15 protein-coding genes and 1 riboswitch are annotated in these 19,582 nt (G+C 72.2%); of the genes, 7 read left to right on the top strand and 8 right to left on the bottom strand.

Translation table 11 applies throughout. The features are described 5' to 3' along the window. The first annotated feature begins 66 nt into the window (after positions 1–66). Positions 67–348 carry an HPr family phosphocarrier protein gene (locus IEZ11_RS10320; protein ID WP_189262368.1) on the top strand — a complete coding sequence of 94 codons (282 nt, stop codon included), beginning with the start codon at positions 67–69 and terminating at the stop codon, positions 346–348. 315 nt (positions 349–663) lie between these two features. Here the strand turns inward: IEZ11_RS10320 and IEZ11_RS10315 are convergent, their stop codons facing one another. The 4 genes from IEZ11_RS10315 to IEZ11_RS10300 form a co-directional block, all read right to left on the bottom strand. After that, a complete protein-coding gene (locus IEZ11_RS10315) occupies positions 664–1,359 on the bottom strand; it encodes a GntR family transcriptional regulator (RefSeq protein WP_189262367.1) in 696 nt (231 codons plus the stop codon). Between the two features lie 392 nt (positions 1,360–1,751). After that, a complete protein-coding gene (locus tag IEZ11_RS10310) occupies positions 1,752–2,507 on the bottom strand; it encodes a M23 family metallopeptidase (protein ID WP_189262366.1) in 756 nt (251 codons plus the stop codon). A 12-nt stretch (positions 2,508–2,519) separates the two neighbouring features. Next, positions 2,520–2,683: riboswitch (cyclic di-AMP (ydaO/yuaA leader) on the bottom strand. Between the two features lie 191 nt (positions 2,684–2,874). Further along, positions 2,875–4,263 carry a M16 family metallopeptidase gene (locus IEZ11_RS10305; RefSeq protein WP_189262365.1) on the bottom strand — a complete coding sequence of 463 codons (1,389 nt, stop codon included), beginning with the start codon at positions 4,261–4,263 and terminating at the stop codon, positions 2,875–2,877. Next, complete coding sequence (locus IEZ11_RS10300; protein ID WP_189262364.1) at positions 4,260–5,663, bottom strand: M16 family metallopeptidase; 1,404 nt, start codon at positions 5,661–5,663, stop codon at positions 4,260–4,262. Before IEZ11_RS10300 ends, IEZ11_RS10305 begins: the two co-directional genes overlap by 4 nt. A gap of 278 nt (positions 5,664–5,941) precedes the next feature. Between IEZ11_RS10300 and IEZ11_RS10295 the strand changes: the two genes are divergently transcribed. Next, the gene (locus IEZ11_RS10295; protein WP_189262363.1) at positions 5,942–8,398 is read left to right on the top strand and encodes a DNA gyrase/topoisomerase IV subunit A; all 2,457 of its coding nucleotides are present in this window, start codon (positions 5,942–5,944) and stop codon (positions 8,396–8,398) included. Here the strand turns inward: IEZ11_RS10295 and IEZ11_RS10290 are convergent. From IEZ11_RS10290 to IEZ11_RS10280, 3 genes are all read right to left on the bottom strand, one after another. After that, positions 8,395–9,483, bottom strand: a complete 1,089-nt coding sequence (locus tag IEZ11_RS10290) for a CobW family GTP-binding protein (RefSeq protein WP_229712933.1) — start codon at positions 9,481–9,483, stop codon at positions 8,395–8,397. The two genes, IEZ11_RS10295 and IEZ11_RS10290, sit on opposite strands and share 4 nt — an antisense overlap. Before the next feature lie 151 nt (positions 9,484–9,634). Continuing rightward, the gene (locus tag IEZ11_RS10285) at positions 9,635–10,801 is read right to left on the bottom strand and encodes a citrate synthase/methylcitrate synthase (RefSeq protein ID WP_189262361.1); all 1,167 of its coding nucleotides are present in this window, start codon (positions 10,799–10,801) and stop codon (positions 9,635–9,637) included. Positions 10,802–10,916: 115 nt separating this feature from the next. Next, a complete protein-coding gene (locus tag IEZ11_RS10280; RefSeq protein ID WP_189262360.1) occupies positions 10,917–11,942 on the bottom strand; it encodes a sugar phosphate isomerase/epimerase family protein in 1,026 nt (341 codons plus the stop codon). A gap of 137 nt (positions 11,943–12,079) precedes the next feature. On the opposite strand from IEZ11_RS10280, the gene IEZ11_RS10275 reads away from it, so the two are divergent. Continuing rightward, positions 12,080–13,186: a Gfo/Idh/MocA family protein gene (locus IEZ11_RS10275; RefSeq protein ID WP_189262359.1), complete on the top strand. Its 1,107-nt coding sequence runs from the start codon at positions 12,080–12,082 to the stop codon at positions 13,184–13,186. Between the two features lie 118 nt (positions 13,187–13,304). Here the strand turns inward: IEZ11_RS10275 and IEZ11_RS10270 are convergent, their stop codons facing one another. Continuing rightward, positions 13,305–14,594, bottom strand: coding sequence for an ROK family protein (locus IEZ11_RS10270; RefSeq protein ID WP_189262358.1), 1,290 nt, complete (start codon positions 14,592–14,594; stop codon positions 13,305–13,307). Positions 14,595–14,883: 289 nt separating this feature from the next. Between IEZ11_RS10270 and IEZ11_RS10265 the strand changes: the two genes are divergently transcribed. The 4 genes from IEZ11_RS10265 to IEZ11_RS10250 all read left to right on the top strand — a co-directional run bounded on the left by IEZ11_RS10265 (position 14,884) and on the right by IEZ11_RS10250 (position 19,580). Further along, positions 14,884–16,140: a citrate synthase gene (locus IEZ11_RS10265; RefSeq protein WP_189262357.1), complete on the top strand. Its 1,257-nt coding sequence runs from the start codon at positions 14,884–14,886 to the stop codon at positions 16,138–16,140. A 79-nt stretch (positions 16,141–16,219) separates the two neighbouring features. Beyond that, a complete protein-coding gene (locus tag IEZ11_RS10260; RefSeq protein ID WP_189262356.1) occupies positions 16,220–17,164 on the top strand; it encodes a ferredoxin family protein in 945 nt (314 codons plus the stop codon). An 83-nt stretch (positions 17,165–17,247) separates the two neighbouring features. Then, complete coding sequence (locus IEZ11_RS10255; protein WP_189262355.1) at positions 17,248–18,903, top strand: ATP-binding protein; 1,656 nt, start codon at positions 17,248–17,250, stop codon at positions 18,901–18,903. Further along, entirely contained in the window at positions 18,900–19,580 is a 681-nt protein-coding gene (locus tag IEZ11_RS10250; RefSeq protein WP_189262354.1) for a response regulator, read from the top strand. Before IEZ11_RS10255 ends, IEZ11_RS10250 begins: the two co-directional genes overlap by 4 nt. Positions 19,581–19,582: the final 2 nt, after the last annotated feature.

Genomic DNA, 19,582 nt, shown 5'->3' with positions numbered 1-19,582 from the left:
TCCGGGCATGCTTCACGATATGGGAAACTGGTCTAGACAACCCTGAAAACCGAAGGGCAGCATCACATGGCTGAGCGCCGCGTCAACGTCGGCTGGGCCGAGGGTCTCCACGCCCGTCCCGCTTCCATCTTCGTCCGGGCCGCCACGGCCGCAGGTATCCCGGTGACGATCGCCAAGGCCGACGGCAACCCCGTCAACGCGGCCTCCATGCTGGCTGTCCTGGGCCTGGGCGCCCAGGGCGGCGAGGAGATCGTCCTCGCCTCCGAGGCCGAGGGCGCCGACGCCGCCCTCGACCGCCTGGCCAAGCTGGTCGCCGAGGGTCTCGAGGAGCTCCCCGAGACCGTCTGAGCGCCCGGCGCCCGCACGTCCGGGGCCGCGCCCACTCCCACGGAGGTCGGCGCGGCCTCGCCGTCTCCGCCGCCGCCCCGGGCCCGAGCCGGGCCACCGTCATGTGCCGCAATTCCATGACGGCCGCACATGACTTCACAACAGGGCCGCACGCGCCTTTACGACGGGCCCGCCCCCGGAGTTTCCGAAGACCCCGGCACCCGGCTTTACCCCGGACACACACGGAGGACACGACCGCGAATTCTCGACGTGCGTCAATTCGGGCAGCAAAAAGGGGCCCCGCCGAATAACACCTCTTTGTATACGGCGCGCGTGTTAATGCCGCAGGCCCGACATGTTTACGGGATGTTGCGAAGTCCTCACACCGTTCGCCCGTTCGGTCGCACCGGAAAAACGCAGCCGGTGGGAGGCCCCGGAGCGCTCGGTGTGCAGGGCCGTGATCGCCCGCGCGCGCTCGCCGTCGCCGCGCGCCACCGCGTCCACGATGGCGCCGTGCTCGGTCCAGGACTCCACGGGGTTGGCGGGCGTCTCCACGGTGTACATCCAGGCGATCTTGTGCCGCAGCTGGGTGAGCGTGGAGGTCAGGGCGTGGCTGCCGGAGGCCTGGGCGAGCGTCTCGTGGAACCAGCCGCCCAGGGAGCGCAGGTCCTCGCTGTTGCCGCGCCTGGCCCGCTCCTGCCCCAGCCGTACCAGACCGCGCAGTACCTTCAGGTGGGCCTCGGTGCGGCGCTGGGCGGCCCTGGAGGCACCGAGCGGTTCCAGGAGCATGCGCATCTCCAGCAGGTCGGCGGCCTCCTGCTCGGTCGGTTCGGCGACGCACGCGCCCGCGTGCCGGCGCGTCACGACGAAACCCTCGGCCTCCAGGGTGCGCAGCGCCTCGCGGACGGGGACCCGCGAGACCCCGTAGCGGCGGGCCAGGAGTTCCTCGGTGAGCCGGCTGCCGCGCTCGTAGACACCCGCGACGATGTCGTCCCGGATCGCCGTGCATACCGAGTGCGCCGGAATACGCATGACCGACCTCCGTCTTAATCCCCGTGAAACGCCGCCGAGTGACGCCCGTTCCGTGACTCTATTGCAATGAGCCGGAATTTCCGACGGCGGGCCGGAATCCGGGGATATATTTTGGACACCGGGTGCACGAAAACGACGAAAGCCCCGGCACGGGGGCCGGGGCTCCGGAAGATCTCACGAGTTGTTGTCGCAGTACCCTGCCGGGTTTGCGTCGGTGGTCGGGTGCGGTGCGTGGGGGTTGCTCGCACAGTTCCCCGCGCCCCTGAAGGGGCGCTGCGCCTGACGCCCCTGAAAGGGGCGGGGAACTGCGCGAGCAGCCACGACGACCCGCACCCGGCGCACGCACAGCAACCCCTACGTCCGTCTCGGCGCCGGACCCGCGTCCAGCTCCCTCAGACGTCCACGCCGTGCTTGCGCAGGTAGGCGACCGGGTCGACGTCGGAGCCGTAGTCCGCGGTGGTGCGGGCCTCGAAGTGGAGGTGGGGGCCGGTGGTGTTGCCGGTCGCGCCGGAGAGGCCGATCTGCTGGCCCGGGGTGACCTTCTGGCCCACCGAGACGCCGATGGAGGAGAGGTGGCCGTACTGGGTGTACATGCCGTCGGCCATCCTGATGACGATCTCGTTGCCGTACGCCCCGCCCCAGCCGGTGGAGACGACCGTGCCGGTACCGACCGCGTGGACGACCGTGCCGCTGGCGGCGTGGAAGTCGATGCCGGTGTGGGCGCCGGAGGACCACAGGGAGCCGCCGGTCTTGTAGCCGGTGGAGACGTAGGAGTCGCTGATCGGCGCGACGAAGGTGTTCAGCCGCTTGCGCTCGGCCTCGCGGGCGGCACGTACCTTGGCCGCGCGCTCCTTCTTCGCCTGCTCCGCGGCCTTCTCGCGGGCGGCCTCCTCGGCCGCCTTGCGCTCGGCGACGGCCTGCTGGGCGGCCGCCTGGGCGTCGATCTGCTCGGCGACGGAGTCGCTCATCGTGATGACCGGGGTGAGGCCGGTCTGTTCGACGGAGTTCTCGGCGGCGAGCGCCGGAGCGGCCGAGACGGTGCCGATGACACCCGTGGTGGTGAGGGCCGCGATACCGGCGGCCTGCGCGGTGGTGCGCTTCACCCGGCCGGGACGACGGTGCTTCCCGGGGGCGCACATGAACGCCATGTAGAGGCTGGTCCTTTCCTTCCCTCTCGCCTACCGGGTTAGCTGACGGGTTCGGAGCAGGAAGGTCTCCTACGGGCCCCCTCGCGGCACGCGCGGGCGCTCGATTCACCCCAGGGACTGCATGGGTCCCCGGCTCCCCTGGCTCGCGCCGTACGGGGACTCGGCGATGACTGTCCGGTGCCGCGGATGCGGCGCACTGCCTGACGGACAGCCCGGACGAACCTACGAGGCCGCGCTTGCGCCGCCCAAACCGAACCCGGCTTTTGTAGCGCATCCCACAGGGCAGACAGGCAACCTCCACCTCAATTCGGACATGCGAGAGCCCTGATGACCCGACAGTCACCAGGGCTCTTCAGCCGCGTCGGCCCTAATCCGCGGTGACGACCGTGACTTCGCCGATGCCGAGCGCCTCGACGGGCTCCCTGATCTGTGCCGCGTCCCCGACGAGGACCGTCACCAGGCGGTCCACCGGGAAGGCGTTCACGACCGCCGCGGTGGCCTCCACGGTGCCGGTGGCGGCCAGTTGCCGGTACAGCGTCGCCTGGAAGTCGTCGGGCAGGTACTGCTCGACCTGGTCGGCCAGGGTGCCCGCGACGGCCGCCGCCGTCTCGTACTTGAGCGGCGCCACCCCCACGAGGTTCTGCACGGCCACGTCGCGCTCGGCGTCCGTGAGTCCCTCGGCGGCGAGCGTGCGCAGCACCGTCCACAGGTCCGTCAGGGCCGGGCCCGTGTTCGGGGTGTCCACGGAGCCGCTGATGGCGAGCATCGAGACACCGGTGCCGTCGGGGGCGGACCGCAGGACCTGGCCGAACGAGCGGACGCCGTAGGTGTAGCCCTTCTCCTCGCGCAGGACGCGGTCCAGGCGGGAGGTGAGGGTGCCGCCCAGGCAGTAGGTGCCGAGCACCTGGGCGGGCCAGACGCGGTCGTGCCGGTCGGAGCCGACGCGGCCGATGAGCAACTGGGTCTGGACGGCGCCGGGGCGGTCCACGATGACGACCCGGCCGGTGTCGTCGGCGGTCACCGACGGGACCGGGCGGGGCTGCCCGGCGGCGGCGCGCCAGGCGCCCAGGGTCTCGCCGAGCAGCTCGTCCAGGTCGATGCCGGTCAGGTCGCCGACGACGACCGCGGTGGCCGTGGCGGGGCGGACGTGCCGGTCGTAGAACGCGCGGACGGCGGCCGCGTCGATCTTCTCGACGGTGTCCTCGGTGCCCTGGCGCGGGCGGGACATCCGCGCGGTGGCCGGGAACAGCTCCTTGTAGAGCTGCTTGGCGGCCCGGCGGCTGGGGTTGGCCAGCTCGTGCGGGATCTCGTCGAGGCGGTTGCGGACCAGCCGCTCGACCTCGCTCTCGGCGAACGCGGGCGCCCTCAGGGCGTCGGAGAGCAGCCCGAGGCCCTTGGCGAGCCGGGAGGCCGGGACCTCCAGGCTGATACGGACGCCGGGGTGGTCGGCGTGCGCGTCGAGGGTGGCGCCGGCCCGCTCCAGCTCGGCCGCGTAGTCCTCGGCGGAGTGCTTGTCGGTGCCCTCGGAGAAGGCGCGCGCCATGATGGTGGCGACGCCGTCCAGGCCGGCCGGCTCGGCGTCCAGGGGCGCGTCCAGGAGCACCTCGACGGCGACGACCTGCTGGCCCGGGCGGTGGCAGCGCAGCACGGTCAGACCGTTGTCCAGGGTGCCGCGCTCCGGGGCCGGGAAGGCCCAGGGCCTGGCCGCGCCCGGCTGCGGCTGGGGGTGGAAGTCCATGGTGGCGAGCTCGGTCACTTGGCCGTCTCCTCGTTCTCGTTGCCGGCCTCTACGGTCGCTTCCCGCTCCGGGTCCTCGCCGCGCCCCGCCTCCTGGGTGTGCTCGGCGGACTCCGCGGACAGCGGCTCGTAGACGAGCACCGCGCGGTTGTCGGGCCGCAGTCGGGCCTGGGCGACCTCGCGGACCTCCTCCGAGGTGACCGTCAGGACCCGCTGGACGGCGGTCAGGGCGAGCTGCGGGTCGCCGAACAGGACGGCGAAGCGGCACAGTTCGTCGGCGCGGCCCGCGACGGTGCCGAGCCGGTCCAGCCACTCGCGCTCCAACTGGGCCTGGGCGCGCTCCATCTCCTCGGGGGTCGGGCCCTCCGCGGCGAACCGGGCGAGCTCCTCGTCGATGGCGGCCTCGATGACCGGCACCTCGACGTCACCGGAGGTCTTCACGTCCAGCCAGCCCAGGGAGGGCGCCCCGGAGAGCCGCAGCAGACCGAAACCGGCGGCGACGGCCGTACGGTCGCGCCGCACGAGGCGGTTGTAGAGGCGGGAGGACTCGCCGCCGCCGAGGACGGTGAGCGCCAGGTCGGCCGCGTCGGACACGCGCGTGCCGTCCTCCGGGAGCCGGTAGGCGGCCATCAGCGCCCGCGCGGGGACCTCCTCCACGACGACCTCGCGCAGCTCCTCGCCCATGATGTCGGGCAGCGAGCCGTCGCGCGGGGTGGGCTTGCCGTCGTGCGCCGGGATGGAACCGAAGTACTTCTCGATCCAGGCGAGCGTCTCCTCCGGGTCGATGTCGCCGACGACCGACAGCACGGCGTTGTTGGGCGCGTAGTAGGTGCGGAAGAACGCGCGGGCGTCCTCCAGGGTGGCCGCGTCCAGGTCCGCCATCGAGCCGATCGGCGTGTGGTGGTAGGGGTGGCCCTCCGGGTAGGCGAGCGCGGTCAGCTTCTCGAAGGCCGTGCCGTAGGGAACGTTGTCGTAGCGCTGGCGGCGCTCGTTCTTGACGACGTCCCGCTGGTTCTCCATCGACTCGTCGTCCAGGGCGGCGAGCAGGGAGCCCATGCGGTCCGCCTCCAGCCAGAGGGCGAGCTCCAGCTGGTGGGTGGGCATGGTCTCGAAGTAGTTGGTGCGCTCGAAGCTCGTGGTGCCGTTGAGCGAGCCGCCGGCGCCCTGGACGAGCTCGAAGTGGCCGTTGCCCTTGACCTGGGCGGAGCCCTGGAACATCAGGTGCTCGAAAAGGTGAGCCAGGCCGGTACGGCCCTTGACTTCGTGCCGGGAACCGACGTCGTACCAGAGGCAGACCGCCGCGACCGGGGTCAGGTGGTCCTCGGACAGCACCACGCGCAGACCGTTGGCCAAGCGGTGCTCGGTCGCTGCCAGGCCTCCGGAGCCTGTCTCGGCCGTGGTCGTGTGACCCATGGGCATGTACGTCCCTTCGCTCGCGGAAGCGGTCTCGAACCGCGGTTCTTCTGCCGGTCCTGCCACTGTATGCAAGCGTGCGGGGACCCGGCGAAGTTCCCGCACTACGTACGCCCACAGCGGATCGTGCGGGCGGATCGCGTAGCCTGCGTCCCACCCGCCCTGTGACGGCTTCCGGCACCGGGGCGGGCCGCGGCGCCCGGGTCCTGGCCCGGGTTGTCAGTACCGCGGTCCACAATGGTCAGCGTCAGATCCGTTCACGCATGAGCAAGGAGCCGGCAGCGATGGCCCGCCGCAGCACGAAGACCCCGCCGCCCGACGACTCGTTCGAGGAGAGGATCCTCGACATCGACGTCGTGGACGAGATGCGCGGCTCCTACCTTGAGTACGCGTACTCGGTCATCTACTCGCGCGCCCTGCCGGACGCCCGCGACGGTCTCAAGCCGGTGCACCGCCGCATCGTCTACCAGATGAACGAGATGGGCCTGCGCCCCGAGCGCGGCTATGTGAAGTGCGCGCGCGTGGTCGGCGAGGTGATGGGCAAGCTGCACCCGCACGGCGACGCGTCGATCTACGACGCGCTGGTGCGCATGGCCCAGCCGTTCTCGATGCGCGTCCCGCTGGTCGACGGCCACGGCAACTTCGGCTCGCTGGGCAACGACGACCCGCCGGCCGCCATGCGGTACACCGAGTGCCGGATGGCCGAGGCGACCAGCCTGATGACCGAGTCGATCGACGAGGACACGGTCGACTTCGCGCCCAACTACGACGGCCAGGAGCAGGAACCGGTGGCGCTGCCCGCCGCGTTCCCGAACCTGCTGGTCAACGGCTCGTCGGGCATCGCCGTCGGCATGGCGACCAACATGCCGCCGCACAACCTGGGCGAGGTGATCTCCGCCGCGCGCCACCTGATCCGCTACCCGAACGCGGACCTCGAGACGCTGATGAAGCACGTCCCGGGCCCCGACCTGCCCACCGGCGGCCGGATCGTCGGCCTGGAGGGCGTGCGGGACGCCTACGAGACGGGCCGCGGCACCTTCAAGATCCGGGCGACGGTGGAGGTGGAGACGGTGACGGCCCGCCGCAAGGGGCTGGTCATCACCGAGCTGCCCTTCACGGTCGGTCCCGAAAAGGTCATCGCCAAGATCAAGGACCTGGTCAACGCGAAGAAGCTGCAGGGCATCGCCGACGTCAAGGACCTCACCGACCGCGAGCACGGGCTGCGTCTGGTCGTCGAGATCAAGAACGGCTTCGTGCCGGAGGCGGTCCTGGAGCAGCTCTACAAGCTGACGCCGATGGAGGAGTCCTTCGGCATCAACAACGTGGCGCTGGTGGACGGCCAGCCGCTCACCCTGGGCCTCAAGGAACTGCTGGAGGTCTACCTCGACCACCGCTTCGAAGTGGTCCGCCGGCGCAGCGAGTTCCGCCGTACCAAGCGCCGCGACCGCCTGCACCTGGTCGAGGGCCTGCTCACCGCCCTGGTCGACATCGACGAGGTCATCCGGCTGATCCGCTCCAGCGAGAACAGCGCGGAGGCCAAGCAGCGCCTGATGGAGCGCTTCTCGCTGTCGGAGATCCAGACCCAGTACATCCTCGACACGCCGCTGCGCCGTCTCACCAGGTACGACCGCATCGAGCTGGAGGCGGAGAAGGAGAAGCTCACCGCGGAGATCGCCGAGCTGACCCGGATCCTGGAGTCGGACGCGGAGCTGCGCAAGCTGGTCTCGGCCGAACTGGCCGCGGTCGCCAAGAAGTTCGGCACCGAGCGGCGTACGGTCCTGCTGGAGGCGTCGGGTGCGGCGGCGGCCGTGGTGCCGCTGCAGGTGGCCGACGACCCGTGCCGGGTGCTGCTGTCCTCGACGGGCCTGCTGGCGCGCACGACGAACGGCGAGCCGTTCCCGGAGGACACCGACGGCAGGCGTGCCAAGCACGACGTCATCGTCTCGGCGGTGCCCGCGACCGCGCGCGGTGAGGTCGGCGCGGTGACCTCGACAGGCCGCCTGCTGCGCATCAACGTCGTCGACCTCCCCCAGCTCCCCGACACGGCGACCGCCCCGAACCTCGCCGGTGGCGCTCCCCTCGCCGAGTTCCTCTCCCTGGCGGACGGCGAGGCGCTGGTCTGCCTGACCACGCTGGACGAGTCCTCGCCGGGTCTTGCGCTCGGCACCGAGCAGGGCGTGGTCAAGCGCGTGGTCCCCGACTATCCGTCCAACAAGGACGAGTTGGAGGTCATCACCCTCAAGGAGGGTGACCGGATCGTCGGCGCGGTGGAGCTGCGCACCGGCGAGGAGGACCTGGTCTTCGTCACGGACGACGCGCAACTGCTGCGCTACCAGGCCTCCCAGGTGCGTCCGCAGGGGCGGCCGGCGGGCGGTATGGCGGGCATCAAGCTCACGGAGGGCGCGAAGGTCATCTCCTTCACCGCCGTCGACCCGGCGGCCGACGCGGTGGTCTTCACGGTGGCCGGTTCGCGCGGCACCCTCGACGACTCGGTGCAGACGACGGCCAAGCTGACCCCGTTCGACCAGTACCCGCGCAAGGGCCGGGCCACCGGTGGCGTGCGCTGCCAGCGTTTCCTGAAGGGCGAGGACTGCCTGTCCTTCGCCTGGGCGGGCCCGGTCCCGGCGAAGGCGGCCCAGAAGAACGGCACGCCGGCCGAACTCCCCGACATGGACCCGCGCCGCGACGGCTCCGGCGTCTCGCTCGCGAAGACGGTGTCGGTGGTGGCGGGCCCGGTCTAGGCCTCGTAGTCCTCCTCGGGGCCCTCCTCCAGGCCCTGTACGTACCGCAGGACGCCCCACATGCCGTGTTCGTCGGCGTGTGGGGCGTCGTTCGTGCACGCCTCGAGTTCCTTGCGCAGGGCGGCCGTGTCGATGCCGGAGCCGATCAGCACGAGCCGGGTGAGCCGTTCCTCGCCCGGCCCCCAGGGTTCCGGGTAGAACCGCAGGAACCGCCCCACGGCATGCACGGCGTACCGGTTCGCGCTGTCGTACGGCCCGAAGTCGACGTACCCCTTGATCCGGTAGAGCCCCTCGGGACGGCTGTCGAGGAAGGCCATCAGCCGGCGGGGGTCGAGCGGCGGTTCGGAGGCGAAGGACAGGCTGTCGTAGGCGGTGTGCAGATGGCCCGCGTGCGCGCCGTCCGCGTGGTGGTCGTGCAGGTCGTCGAAGGACAGCTGTCCGAGGCGTTCCTCGCTGGGCCGGCAGTCGAAGAGGAACTCGGGGTCGATACGGCCGTAGGTCGCCGGGACGACCGCGGACCCGGGGCCGCCGAGCGACCGCACGAGCCCGAGGACGCGCTCGCCGCCCTCCGCGGCCCGGTCCAGCTTGTTGACGACGACCAGGTCGGCGAGGGCGAGATGCCGGTCGATCTCGGGGTGCCTGGCGCGCGTGTCGTCGAACTCGGCGGCGTCGACGACCTCGACGAGGCCGCCGTAGACGATCCCGGGGTGCCCGCTGGCGAGCAGCATCCGGACGAGTTCCTGGGGTTCGGCGAGGCCGCTGGCCTCGATCACGATGACGTCGACACCGGTGCCGGGGGCGGCCAGCCGCTCCAGGTAGACGTCCAGTTCGCTCGCGTCGACGGCACAGCACAGGCACCCGTTGCCGAGCGAGACGGTGGAGTCGCCGAGGGCGCCGGCCACGGCCATCGCGTCGATCTCGATGGCCCCGAAGTCATTGACGATCGCCCCGATCCGGCTCCCTCCGCTGCGGTGCAGCAGGTGGTTGAGGAGCGTGGTCTTCCCGGAGCCCAGGAATCCGGCGAGGACCACTACCGGGATCTGCCGTGGGGTGGGGTGGTGCTCCAACGGGGGCCTCTTTCGCACGGGCGGGGGTGTGGCGGGCCGGTCCAGGATAGGAAACGGCCGGACCGGACACCGTGCCCCGTGCCCCGTGCCCCGTGCCCCGTGCCCCGTGCCCCGTGCCCCGTGCCGACTGTGCGGTGACGGCGTGGGCCTACGCGGTGACGGCGTCGGCCTACGCGGTGACGGCGTCGGCCACGATCGGCTCCGGGCCCACGTACCGTGCCACCGGGCGGATGATCTTCGAGTCGGTCGCCTGTTCCAGGATGTTGGCGCTCCAGCCGACCACGCGGGCCGCCGCGAAGGTGGGGGTGAACATCTCGCGGGGCAGACCGCACAGTTCCATGACGACGCCCGCGTAGAACTCGACGTTGGTGTGGAGTTCGCGGCCGGGCTTCAGTTCGGCGAGGATGCGCTCGACGTGGCGTTCGACCTCCACGGCGAACTCGACGCGGGGGCCGCCGAAGTCCTGGGCGATCTCGCGGAGCATACGGGAACGAGGGTCCTCCGTGCGGTAGACCGCGTGGCCGAAGCCCATCACGCGGTCGCCGGCGAGGACCCGTTCGCGGATCCACGGGTCGATCCGGTCCGGCGTCCCGATCGCGTCCAGGGTGTCCAGCGCGCGGCTGGGCGCACCCCCGTGCAGCGGACCGGACAGCGCGCCGACGGCACCGACGAGGCAGGCCGCGACATCCGCGCCCGTCGACGCGATGACACGTGCGGTGAACGTTGATGCATTGAATCCATGATCAATGGTTGAGATCAAGTATTGCTCGACCGCACGCGCCCGCCGGGAATCCGGTTCCGTGCCCGTCAACATGTAGAGGTAGTTGGCCGCGTACGACAGGTCCTCGCGCGGCTCCACCGGGTCGAGCCCCTGCCCCAGCCGGTACAGCGCCGTGAGCAGCGTCGGTACGGCCGCGCAGGCGGCGACCGTGTCGGCCCGGCGCCGGTCCGCGCCGATGTCGTACACCGGCCGGAATCCCTTGGCCGCGCCGAGCAGCGAGAGGGCGGTGCGCAGCCCGGCCAGCGGGCCCGACGCGCCGCTCGCCGCGGCCACCGCGGGCAGGGCGGTCCGGACCTCGGCGGGCAGACGCCGCAACGCGGCGGTCCCGGCGGCGAAGGCGGCCGCGCGCTCCCGGTCCGGCAGCGCGCCGTGGACCAGGAGGTGCCAGACGTCCTCGAAGCCGCGGGTGCGGGCGAGTTCGACGGCCGAGTGCTCACGGTAGTGGTAGAAGCCCTCGGTTCCCCGGACGTCTCCGACCTCCGTGTCCGTGACGACGACACCGGCGAGCCCGCGCGGCACCTCGACAAGGGTCGACGCGCTCCTGTTGACGGTCATGACCTGCCTCCGCTTTCCTCCCTGAACTTGATTCGACTGTCCATGATTGACTATATGGGTGTCAATATTGATTGGATCAACATATTGCAGGGAGCGCCGGCACGGCCGGGTGGGGTCACTGGTTGCTGAACGCCGAGTCGAAGGCCGCGTCGGGCAGTGGCCACAGGGCGGCACGGATCCGGCCGAGAGCCTCCGCCGCACCGTGCAGCCGGTCCATGCCCGCGTCCTCCCACTCCACGGAGATCGGGCCGTCGTAGCCGATGGCGGCCAGCGCACGGAAGGCGTCCTCCCAGGGCATGTCACCGTGGCCGACGGAGACGAAGTCCCAGCGCCGGCGCGGGTCGCCCCAGGGCAGGTGCGAGCCGAGGATCCCGGCGCGACCGTACGGTGGCCGGACCCGGGTGTCCTTGCAGTCCACGTGGTAGATGCGGTCCGCGAAGTCCGTGATGAAGCCGACGGGGTCGACGCCCTGCCAGATCATGTGCGAGGGGTCCCAGTTGAAGCCGAATGCCGGGCGTCGGCCGATCGCTTCGAGGGTGCGCTCGCTGGTCCAGTAGTCGTAGGCGATCTCGGACGGGTGGACCTCGTGGGCGAAGCGCACGCCCTCGGCGTCGAAGACGTCGAGGATCGGGTTCCAGCGGCGCGCGAAGTCCTCGTACCCCTCGTCGATCACCGCCTGGGAGACCGGCGGGAACATCGCCACGTACTTCCAGATCTTCGATCCGGTGAACCCGACGACGGTGTCGGCGCCGAGCCTGCGGGCGACCCGCGCGGCGCGCTTCATGTCCTCGGCCGCGCGCTGCCGGACGCCCTCGGGGTCGCCGTCGCCCCAGATCTCCGGACGCAGGATCGCCTGGTGCCGGAAGTCGATCGGGTCGTCGCACACGGCCTGGCCGCCGAGGTGGTGGGAGATCGCCCAGACCTTCAGCCCGTACCGCTCCAGGACGGCCTGGCGCTGGGGCAGGTAGTCGGGGTCGGCCTCGGCACGGGCCAGGTCCAGATGGTCGCCGGAGGCCGCGATCTCCAGGCCGTCGTACCCCCACTCGCCCGCCAGCCGCGCCACCTCCTCGAACGGCAGATCCGCCCACTGGCCGGTGAAGAGGGTGACCGGCCGCCGGGCCGGTTCCTGGCTCTGGTTCATGTGCAACCTCCTTGGCGTTCCGGATACTTTAGCTTAATGTGAGCAAAAGTCGACCTTGCTGGAGTCGCCAATCTCCGTTTTTTCGACTTGTTCACGCGTTAGCTCCCGGAGTGGGAAGAAGAGAAGAGGTGTGTGGCATGCGCGTCGCTGTCATCGGTACCGGCTTCATGGGGGCCGTGCATACCCGGTCCGCGCTCGTGGCGGGCGGCGAGGTGGTGGGCGTGGTCGGGTCGACGCCCGAGAAGGGCCGCCGCGCCGCCGCGGAGTTCGGGGTCGGCCGCGGTTTCGACTCGGTCGAGGACGTGCTGCGGCACGGGGTGGACGTGGTGCACGTGTGCACGCCCAACGCCACGCACGCCGCCCTCTGCCGTACGGCCCTCGCCGCGGGTGTCCCGGTCGTCTGCGAGAAGCCGCTGGCCACCGACGCCGCGACCGCGCGCGAACTCACCGAACTGGCGGCGGAGCGCGGGCTGGTCACCGCCGTGCCCTTCGTGTACCGGTACTACGCGTCCGTACGGGAGGCACGCGACCGGATCCGGCGCCCGGGGCACCGGCCCCCCTGGCTGATCCACGGCAGCTATCTGCAGGACTGGCTGGCCGACCCCGAGGCCACCAACTGGCGGGTCGACCCGGCGAACGGCGGTGCCACGCGCGCGTTCGGGGACATCGGGGTCCACTGGTGCGATCTCGCCGAGTTCGTGACCGGGCAGCGGATCACCCGGGTGAACGCCTCCTTCGCCCGCGCGGTCCCGGCCCGGCCGGCGGCGGACCGCACCCCGCGCCCCGTCGAGACCGAGGACGGCGCGGTCGTCCTCCTCGAGACCGACGCCGGCGCGATCGGATCGGTGGTGGTCAGTCAGGCCTCCGCGGGGTACAAGAACGCGCTGTCGTTCTCCTTCGACGGGCCCGACGCGAGCTACGCGTTCCGCCAGGAGACCCCCGAGTCGCTGTGGATCGGCGGCCGGAGCGCCAACGAGGTGCTGCTGCGCGACCCGAACCGGGCCGGGGCCCCCAGCGGGCGGGCGGCCCGTCTGCCGTCCGGGCATCCGCAGGGCTACTACGAGGCCTTCGCCGACTTCGTCGCCGATGCGTATGCGGCGATCCGCGGCGAACAGGTCACCGGGATGCCGTCCTTCGCCGACGGGCTGCGCGCGGCCGACCTCGCCCAGGCGGTCGTCGACTCGGCACGTGACGGCGACTGGGTCGACGTCCCGGCAGCCGAGCAGGCGATCCGGTCCGCGTAGGCACGACAGTCCCCGTCACGGGGGACCGGAAATCGGGGCTTCCAAGGGCCCAGGACCCAGGCGCAGGACCGTAGGGGCACCAGGGGCAGGGCCGGGCCGTAGCGGCACCAGCGAGTCGCTACCGCGCGCCCGCCAGCGGCACGTCGAGTGGGCGTGGCTCGGTGAGGTCGCCGGTGTGTGCGCGGATCCCGCGCGGGTTCCCGTGCCGGAGCCACCGGTCGAGCAGTTCCGGGCGCAGCAACTCGTCGATGACCAGGGTCGCCGCGCCGACGACTCCCTCGGAGCGGTCCAGTGCGACGCGTTCGATGACGAGTTCGTCGGTGGCCAGCGGCAGCGACCGCCTGGCCACGACCTCGGCGACGGGGTCCCGGAACACGTCACCTGCCTGCGCCAGCACACCGGCGAGGTAGACCGTCGACGGGTTGAAGACGCTGACGAGCGTGGCCAGTTGCCCGCCGACCAGCTCACCCGCCCTGGTGACGAGCTCGGTGCTGACCCGGTCGCCGGCCCGGCAGCCGTCGAGCACGTCGGTGACGGCCAGTGGCGCGTCCCGGCGCTCCAGACGCTCGGCCAGGAAAGGGCTCCGCCCCTCCAGGGCCGCGGCGCGCGCGTCACGGGTGAGGGCCCAGCCGCCCGCGAACGCTTCGAGGCACCCGAACTTGCCGCACCGGCACCGGTGGCGGGACTCCTCGGCGACGATGGTGTGCCCGAGGTCGCCGGCCGCGCCGCGCGCTCCCCGGTGCAGCCGGCCCCTGGACATCAGGCCCAGCCCGATCCCGGTGCTCGCCTTGACGAGGAGGATGTTGTCGCCCGCGGCCGCCCGGGTCCGGCTCCAGGCGCCCAGCGCCATCAGGTTGGCGTCGTTGTCGACCCAGGCCGGCACGTCGTAGTGGGCTTCGAGCCGGTCCCGGAGCGGAAAGCCGTGCCAGCCGGCCATGATCGGCGGCTGCACCGGCGTCCCGCGCGCGAAGTCGACCGGCCCGGGGACACCCACGCACACCCCCCACAGGCACTCCCGCGGCTCCGGGGCGAGCAACTCCCCCGCCATCTCGACCAGGGTGGCCAGGGACGCCTCGGGGCCCGACTCGATGTCCCACGGCACCCGCCGCTCGGCGCGCACGGTCCCGTCGAGATCGGTCACCGCGGCGTGCAGATGGGTGGCGCCGAACACCGCACCGAGGACGACTCCGCGGCCCGACGCGATCCGCAGGATGCGGGAGGGCCGTCCGCCGGTGGAGGGGGCCGGCTCGCCCTCGGCCACCAGGCCGACCCGGATCGCGTGGTCCACCCGCTGCGTGATGATCGTCCGGCCCAGCCCGGTCTGCCGGCCGAGGTCGGGCCTGGTCACGGCCGCTCCGCTCCTGATCAGGCTCAGGACCAGGGAGAGGGTACGGGTGTGGTCGGTCATGCAGTGAGCTTATGGTCCCGGCGGCCGCTGTCGTCGCCGACGGCGGGCGGGTGGGAGGGCTCCACCGGCATTTCACCGCGCACGGAGCCGACCACACGGAGCCGACCGCACGGAGCCGACCTCGTGGAGACGTCACCCGGGCGGCTCGGTGCGATGCCGCCGTCGAGCGACCGCGCGACACCGGCCTGCCCGTCGCCTCGGTGAGCCCCTGGACCTCCGTCAACTGAGCCGCGGACCTCTGTCAACATTGATCGAGTCAATCCATGTCGGAGCGGCTACGGTGACGCCCATGCACGATCAACACCCCGCTCCCGGCAGTCCCGCGCGGCGGCTGAGCACCAGGGAGACCGCCGAACTGCTCGGCGTGAAGCCCGAGACCGTCTACGCCTATGTGAGCCGGGGCCAGCTCAGCAGCAGACGCGAGCCCGGGGGCCGCGCCAGCACCTTCGACGCCGGGGAGGTCGACGCGCTCGCCCGGCGCAACAGGCGGGAGGCCGCCGGGACTCCGGGCTCCGGCGGTGATCTGTCGGTGCGCACCCGGATCACACTGATCGACAAGGACCGGTACTTCTTCCGGGGGGTCGACGCCACCGAACTCTCCACACACCACTCCTACGAGGAGGTGGCCGAGTGGCTGTGGACGGGCCGCATGACCCGCGGCGTGACCTTCACCGCCCCGGAGACCACCGCCGCGGTCGCCCGCCGGACCGCCGACGCGCTGCCCGAGCACACCTCGCCCACCGACCGGCTGCGGGTCGCCACGATCGCCGCGGCCACCGAGGACCCGCTGCGCTTCGACCTGTCCGAGGAGTCCGTCCTCGGTTCCGCGCGCGTGCTGATCCCCACGCTCGTCGCCGCGCTCCCGGTGCGGCGCCGGCGGGGGCACGACGACGGCCCGCTGGCCCATCGCCTGTGGCGCCGGCTGACCGGCACCGACCCCAGCGACGCCGCGCTGCGCGTCCTGGACACCGCGCTCGCGCTGCTCGTCGACCACGACCTGGCCGCCTCCACCCTCGCGGTCCGGGTCGCCGCCTCCGCGCGTGCGCACGCGTACGCGGCGGTGTCGGCGGGGCTCGGTGTGCTCGAAGGCCCCCTGCACGGCGCCTCCAGCGGCCTCGCCCACCGGATGCTGCTCGACGTCCTCGACCAGGGCACGGCCGTCACGGTGATCGCGGACGAGCTCCGCGCGGGCCGCCGCATCCCCGGCCTCGGCCACCGTCTCTACGAAGGCGAGGACCCACGCGCGCGCGTCCTGTTCACGCTGCTGGAGCAGGTGCCCCGCGCGGAACCCGCCCTGCTCGCGGCCCGGGACATCGTCGCCACGACCGCCCGGCACGCCCCGCTGCACGCCAACGTCGACCTGGCGCTGGCCGTGTTCACGGCCTCCTGCGGCATGCCCGCCACCGCGGGCGAGACGATCTTCGCCGTCGCCCGGACCGCGGGCTGGATCGCCCACGCCCTGGAGGAGTACGGCGAACGCCCGCTGCGCATGCGCCCCAGCGGCCACTACGTCGGCCCGAAACCACCGCAGCCCCTGCCCGAATAGCTCCCGCGGCGCCCCCTCGGTACCGCGGACGGGCGAGGCCGGAAGCCACCCCGGGCAAAGTCAGGTTAGGCTCACCTCTGTGAGTAGGTGCGCAACCGTCTCCCGGATGCTCGACGAGCCCGTTTCGGGTACCGCCGCCACCGCGACGACGTGGCTACTGCTGGAACAACCCGGCCCGTGGGGTCCCAAGGCGCTCACTTCGAGCCACCTGGACCCCGCGCTGGGCCGCGCCCTGGAGGCCGCCGCCACGGGCACCGGTGTACGGATCGCGCTCATCCGCCGCCCCGGCCGCCACGCCGATCCCGGCGGCTCCGCCCTCCGGCAGGTGTACGTCGCCCACACGGTCCCCGGGAACGTCTGGCTGCACAGCGCCACCACCCGCGACCCGCGCCGGCTGCTCGACCTCGACTTCGCCGCGCTCGGCGCGGGCGACCACCGTTCGTTCGACACGGCGCTCGACGGCCGGCCGCACCGGGGCAACCCGCTCGCGCTCGTCTGCACCAACGGCAGGCGCGACCGCTGCTGCGCCCTGCTGGGCCGCCCGCTCGCCGCCGAGCTGGCCGCGTCCGGCGTGACGGGCACCTGGGAGGTCACCCATCTGGGTGGTCACCGTTTCTCGCCGACGGTGCTCGTCCTGCCGTACGGCTACACGTACGGCCGCGCCGAGGCCCACGCCGTCAAGGAGGTCCTGCACGGCATCCAGGACGGCCGTGTGGTGCTGGAGGGGTGCCGGGGCTGCTCCGCCTGGGAACGGCCCGGCCAGGCGGCCGAACTGGCCGTGCGCGAGGCCGCGGGTGAGTACACGGCGGGCGTGCTGAGCGTCGTACGGACCGAGGGCGCGGCCCCGCGCTGGGAGGTCACGGTCGCCCACGCAGACGGCCGCCGCTGGCGGGTGTGCGTGGCCCAGGGCGCCTCGCTGCCGCCGCGTCCGGAGAGCTGCGGGGTGTCGGTGCTGGGGTCGCCGGCCCGGATGGACGTGGTGTCCCTGCGGGAGCTGCGGACGACGACGGCCCTGGCGAGCTGACCCGCGCTCTCCCAAGAACCGGTCAAGAGATCCATGCCACACCCCCTTAAGCACGGCGTACCCGCGCACGTACCGTCGTGGGTATGAGCCCCACACCCCCTGTGCGCCGTCTGCGCCCCCGGCTGCCCCGGAAGGTGTTCTCACAGGTCCTGTTGATGCAACTGGCGATCGCCGCGGGCGTCGCCGTGCTCGCGACCGGGCTCTTCCTGGCGCCCCTGAGCAAGCAGCTGGACCAGGAGGCGATGCGCAGGGCGCTGGCGATCGCCCAGACCACGGCGCAGGACCCGCAGATCGCCGAGGGCGTCCTGACCACGGCGCCGACCGTGAACGGGCCGGTGCAGCAGGAGGCGGAGCGGATCCGGAAGGCCACCAACGCCGAGTACATCGTGGTGATGGACCGGGGCGGATTCCGCTGGTCGCACACCACGCCGTCGGAGATCGGCCGCCATGTGTCGACCGATCCCACGGAGGCGCTGGACGGCAAGGAGGTCATGCAGATCGACAACGGCACGCTGGGCCGCTCCGCACGCGGCAAGGTGCCCCTGTACGACTCGCGGCACCGGATCATCGGGGCGGTCTCGGTCGGCATCGCCTACGACAGTGTGCGGGCGCGGCTGCTCAGCACGATCCCGGGGCTGTTCGCCTACGCCGGCGGTGCTCTCGCGGCCGGTGCGCTGGCCGCCTGGCTGATCTCCCGCAGGGTCCAGCGGCAGACCCGTGACCTGGCGTTCTCCGACATCTCGGCGCTGCTCGCGGAACGCGAGGCGATGCTGCACGGCATCCGGGAGGGCGTCGTCGCCCTGGACCGCGGCGGCCGCATCCGGCTGCTGAACGACGAGGCGAGACGGCTCCTGGGCATCGGCGACGAGGCCGTCGGCCGGTCCCCCGACGACGCGCTCGGCACCGGCCGTACGACCGACGTGCTGGCCGGCCGGGTGACCGGCACCGATCTGCTCACCGTGCGCGGCCAGCGGGTCCTGATCGCCAACCGCATGCCCACCGACGACGGCGGCGCCGTCGCCACCCTGCGCGACCGCACCGAACTGGAACAGCTCGGCCGTGAACTCGACTCCACGCGCGGTCTGATCGACGCCCTGCGCGCCCAGGACCACGAGCACGCCAACCGCATGCACACCCTGCTCGGGCTGCTGGAACTGGAGATGTACGACGACGCGGTGGAGTTCGTCGGCGAGGTGGTCGGCGACCACCGGGTCACCGCCGAGCAGGTCACGGAGAAGATCCAGGACCCGCTGCTGGCCGCCCTGCTGGTCGGCAAGGCCACCGTCGCGGCCGAGCGCGGGGTCGCCCTGTGGGTGTCGGACCGCACCTGGCTCCCGGACCGGCTGATCGACCCCAGGGGCCTGGTCACGGTCGTCGGCAACCTGGTGGACAACGCGCTGGACGCGGTCGCCGGTACCCCGCACGCGCGCGTGGAGGTCGAGTTGTGCGCGGAGGGCCGCGCGATCGTCCTCGGGGTGCGGGACACGGGGCCCGGGATCCCGGCGGCACAGCGGGAGCTGGTCTTCACGGAGGGCTGGTCCACCAAGAAGCCGCCCACGCACGGCAAGCGCGGCATCGGGCTCTCCCTGGTGCGCCGGCTCGCCGAACGCCAGGGCGGCAGCGCGCACGTGGACGAACCTGAGGGCGGGGGCGCCCAGTTCACCGTCGTGCTCCCCGAGGCGCTGACCGAGCCTGAACTGGAGCCGGCGCTCGCCCCTGCCGAGGAGGAGACGCGATGATCGAGGTCCTGGTCGTGGACGACGACACCCGGGTCGCCCGGGTCAACGCCGCCTACGTCGGCAAGGTGCCCGGCTTCCATGTGGCCGGCGAGGCCCACAACGCGGCCGAGGCTCTGCGGCAGTTGGAGACCCTGCCCCGCCTCGACCTCGTCCTGATGGACCACTATCTGCCCGACGACACGGGCCTCGCGGTGGTCCAGGAGATGCGCCGGCGCGGCCACCAGACCGACGTGATCATGGTGACGGCGGCCCGGGACGTGTCGACCGTGCAGGCGGCGATGCGCCAGGGCGCCCTGCAGTACCTGGTCAAGCCGTTCGCGTTCGCGGGGCTGCGCGCCAAGCTGGAGGCGTACGCGCAGCTGCGGCGCACCCTGGACGGCGGCGGCGAGGCCGAACAGTCCGAGGTGGACCGCATCTTCGGCGCCCTGTCCGCGTCCTCCGAGCCGGGGCTGCCCAAAGGTCACTCCCCCACCACCGCCGAGCTGGTGCGCCAGTCCCTGATGAGCGCCGAGGGCCCGCTGTCGGCCCTGGAGGTCGCCGAGCGGACGGGGGTGAGCCGCCAGACCGCCCAGCGCTATCTGAAGCTCCTGGAACGCACCGGACGGGCCCGGCTGACCCTGAAGTACGGCGACGCGGGCCGCCCCGAACACCGTTACGTGTGGGCGACCCGCGGCTGAGA

Origin of the sequence: Streptomyces fuscichromogenes (genome assembly GCF_014645815.1) — a bacterium.
GTDB lineage: Bacteria > Actinomycetota > Actinomycetes > Streptomycetales > Streptomycetaceae > Streptomyces > Streptomyces fuscichromogenes.
This window is presented reverse-complemented; position numbering and strand designations above follow the sequence as displayed.